Here is a 255-nt window from a genome sequence, read left to right on the forward strand (position 1 = left end):
TGGTGAAGGTGTACAACCAGATGGCGGAGCCCAAGTGGGTGTTCGCCTTCGGGGTGTGCGCGGTATCGGGAGGGTTTTACGACAACTACGCGACGGTGCAGGGGATCGACACCCTGATCCCGGTGGATGTCTACGTTCCGGGCTGTCCGCCGCGGCCGGAGATGGTGCTGGACGGACTCATGAAGCTCCAGGCGAAGGTGGCGAAGGAAAAGTGGTCGGATTGGCCGAGGGGGGCGTCGCCGGTGACCCGGTGTT

The 255-nt window shown here is 63.9% G+C and carries 1 protein-coding gene; it reads left to right on the forward strand.

The window, feature by feature from the left end; translation table 11 throughout:
* On the forward strand, positions 1–255 hold a 255-nt coding region (locus MWC30_RS22385; protein WP_368860937.1), incomplete at both ends, for an NADH-quinone oxidoreductase subunit B.

It is taken from the genome of Desulforhabdus sp. TSK (assembly GCF_022836495.1).
Lineage (GTDB): Bacteria > Desulfobacterota > Syntrophobacteria > Syntrophobacterales > Syntrophobacteraceae > Desulforhabdus.